Raw genomic sequence first — 3,118 nt, forward strand, 5'->3', positions numbered from 1 at the left:
CGCCGCGCTTCGCTTGGTGGCCCCGACGAGCGTCGCGAACAAAAGTTCGCAACCCTCGTCGGGGATCATTTCGGAATGTCACCCACAAATATTTTACTCACACGGCACCGTTCCAGAATTGGAAATCGTATACCCCACTGGCTTTAAGCCTAACGTGACAACCGCATCTGTCCCCGCCATGCTTAACGTGACAATCCGCTTCGGGGTACCTTTGATCACCAGCTTGCCAAGCTCCGTCTTAAACACCCTTGTCTTGGATGCGGCCTCGACAGGCGCAGCCGGTTGAGCCAACGGCACAAGCAGCACGAACAGCGCCATCAGCATGGCAAGAAGAGAGGTCCATTTTTTCTGCAACACGTTACATATTCCTCCTTCAATCTATATTTAATAATGATAATCCTTATCAATTAAGATGATAATTGATATTGAATATCTTTGTCAATACAATAATAAAAAACATTCCTAAGCAAGCGTTGCTCCCTACCCTGGCATGAAAATCGCTGATCAAAGCGGCGCATTTTCACGGAAAAGTTCCATGGGCAACACGATCTGCCCTCCACCCGGGGATGAAAATCACCGCTGGCTGACGGGATTTTCACGGAAAAAGAAAGTCAGTTTTGCAAGGGTTTCTCTAATTGAGAAAGAATGCGAATCGATAGTCTTTTTTACCCAATCACCCACCCTCTAGAAGGATGGTGAAAAACGAGAACGGCCTGCAAATCGATGGCATTTCATCAGAAAAGAAAGCCGATTCAGCCGCGTTTCTCGAATTGAAAGATAGCAGGAATCAGCCATATTTTGCGCTAAATCACCAGCCCTCTAGAACTTGTCGCCCCTGTTCATCATCATTCTTCAAAAAATCCCTTGTCTCCCCCCATACGATTTATGCTAAAATGGAAGCTGGATGTCCCCAAATCTGCTGCACACATGCCCACGGATGATCGACTCCTTTGGCAACCCCTTCACCAACAAGGTCCAGACAGCGTTAGGAAAGCAACAAAAGCCATGAATAGCTGTTTTGAATCACCGTCAATCCACACTTGGAAAGGATGATCCATATGGAAGCATTGCTTAACCAAATTTTGGATCGACTCGATCAACTCCATTCGAGCGTCGGCGTCTTGACATCCGAGGTCAACGAGATGAAAAATCAACTGAACAAGATCGAAGCGAGAGCGGGCAGCATCGAAGAGAGAGTGAACAGCATCGAGGCGAGAGTAGACAGCATCGAATCAAGAGTAAACAACATTGAAACCAACATGGCCACCAAAGACGAACTCGCCGAGCTCCGATCCAAAGTGGACGACATCGAAGCGAAAATGGCCACGAAAGACGAACTCGCTGAACTTCGCTCCACTGTAAACGGACTCCAGTCCAACGTAAACGAAATTCAAGCAAAGATGGCGACCAAAGACGATCTCGTTCCTATTCGACAAGCGGTCATGGAAATCGATCAAATTGTCAAAAGGATCGAGGTCAACCAAGAACGCCACGAGCACATTTTGGCCATCCTCTCCAAACGCTCGATTGAACATGAGGCATCCATCGCCAGCCTGCGGCAAGCGCAATAACTCGACAAGGGAACAAATGGACAAGGGGCGAGCTGTGCAGCGCAACATGGAAAAAACATTCCTTCCAGACACGAACCGCGGGGGCTGTCCGAAAGAAATTCCCCCAAAGCGACTGGATCGCGGCCGGCCAAAGCGACAACGCCCAGCTCTACTTGCCGGACCGTCCGCTTGTCTCGGTGTTGTCTTCGTAATGACTTGTTTTCGGAATCCAACGAATTGTTTGGCGCGTCATCGACAAGCTGTCCCCCTCTCCCCCGTGCTGGGAAGAGGAGGACAGCTTTTGCTTCGCATGCGGCAAAACGCTTTTATTCATCTTTGATCCGAACGTCGAATTCCGTTCGTTCATGGGCGTCTTTTATTTGAATCATCCAAGTGTCCGCTTGTTTGTCATAATGAACAGCCCGAATCACAGGAATCATATGCTCGAGCCGACTCTCTTCTTGTTTCAACGCTTGGCGAATCGCCTCCTCCTCCGATAAGCTGGCGCCATCACGCGGAGAGCTTGGCACAACCAATACTTTGCCCGCCTTCCCTTGGCCTGGATACGATTCAGCAATCCCCCCATCTATCCAAACTTGAACTTTTTGACCAATGTTCACTCGCGCTGGTGCACTAGAAACCAAGATGGCATTATAAAACTCTTTAAGCCCGCCTGTGGAACGAAAATCTTGCGGATCAGAACTGACAACCAAAATGCTCCCCCCTTCTTTTCTCACGACATACCCTTCAATGGCATAGCGGTCAGTTTGCCCGCTACAACCTGCCAACCAAACACTCCACACGGCGGCAATGAAAGCAAGCCATCTTTTCAGCCCAATCTCCTCCTCCTTTGTTACATTAGTCGCATTTACGAAAAAATCGTTTCACTCTTTTATGAAAAGCTCCAGTTTGTCAAATCCATCATGGGTACTAAAAAAACATGATGATTGACGAAATCATGGATGATCTAGATGGTAGAAATGCAAAGTTCATGCAAAATTTTTTCGGAACTCCCAGAAAATGAAAAACGACCGCAAATGCGGTCGTATCAAGGGTTTCACGATTTTCGATCGTGGGCTATCGAATTCCAAGGATGCCGATAGTGGGAGTAAAACCACCGCCCTCCAACCCTTGATTTTTCAAAGTTTATAGACTTTCAGTTTCATTGTCGTGCAAAATTTGTGCAAAATAATCTCCAGTGCGTAAACCCATGCAAAAAGGCGGAGCGATCCGCCTCCTTTTCGTTACTCATATTCCCCCTCGTTTGGCACCACCGAAAATGCGGTATACCATCAACTGTTTGCGGCGTTCATTGCGTATGTGTTGCTGCAATGGCTGTATGATCAAACCAAAAAACGGACGAACCGCTCTCTTTCCTTCATTTCGTTTGTTCGCCGTTTTTTCTCTGGGCAGCTTCCTCTCGATTGGAAATCGGGGAGGGCCGCTGCTTTGTTTGAGTATGCCCAAATTGATGGAAGGCGTATGTCTAATTTTGTATAATCAACACTCGTGTAAATTTATGTTATTGACTGTAGATGAGCAATTTTTATACCCGTGGTGCTAGATAA

The 3,118-nt window shown here is 47.4% G+C and carries 3 protein-coding genes and 1 pseudogene; 2 read left to right on the forward strand and 2 right to left on the reverse strand.

The features are described 5' to 3' along the window. Window positions 1-93: 93 nt before the first annotated feature. Window positions 94-357: a hypothetical protein gene (locus DI44_RS02680; protein ID WP_033026080.1), complete on the reverse strand. Its 264-nt coding sequence runs from the start codon at window positions 355-357 to the stop codon at window positions 94-96. A 701-nt stretch (window positions 358-1,058) separates the two neighbouring features. Between DI44_RS02680 and DI44_RS02675 the strand changes: the two genes are divergently transcribed. Beyond that, on the forward strand, window positions 1,059-1,571 hold the full coding sequence (locus DI44_RS02675) for a hypothetical protein (RefSeq protein ID WP_011232374.1): 513 nt from the start codon (window positions 1,059-1,061) through the stop codon (window positions 1,569-1,571). A gap of 305 nt (window positions 1,572-1,876) precedes the next feature. Here DI44_RS02675 and DI44_RS02670 read toward each other — a convergent pair whose 3' ends face one another. Continuing rightward, window positions 1,877-2,338 carry a YobA family protein gene (locus tag DI44_RS02670; RefSeq protein WP_014196625.1) on the reverse strand — a complete coding sequence of 154 codons (462 nt, stop codon included), beginning with the start codon at window positions 2,336-2,338 and terminating at the stop codon, window positions 1,877-1,879. A 469-nt stretch (window positions 2,339-2,807) separates the two neighbouring features. Between DI44_RS02670 and DI44_RS18340 the strand changes: the two are divergent. Continuing rightward, a pseudogene (locus DI44_RS18340) lies at window positions 2,808-3,050 on the forward strand (IS4 family transposase); the annotation flags it as partial. Between the last annotated feature and the right edge of the window lie 68 nt (window positions 3,051-3,118).

It is taken from the genome of Geobacillus sp. CAMR5420 (assembly GCF_000691465.1).
Lineage (GTDB): Bacteria > Bacillota > Bacilli > Bacillales > Anoxybacillaceae > Geobacillus > Geobacillus thermoleovorans.

Bases quoted from the DNA above. Each gene is read 5' to 3' on its own strand.
- DI44_RS02675 (WP_011232374.1), top strand. From the start codon at position 1,059: ATGGAAGCATTGCTTAACCAAATTTTGGATCGACTCGATCAACTCCAT.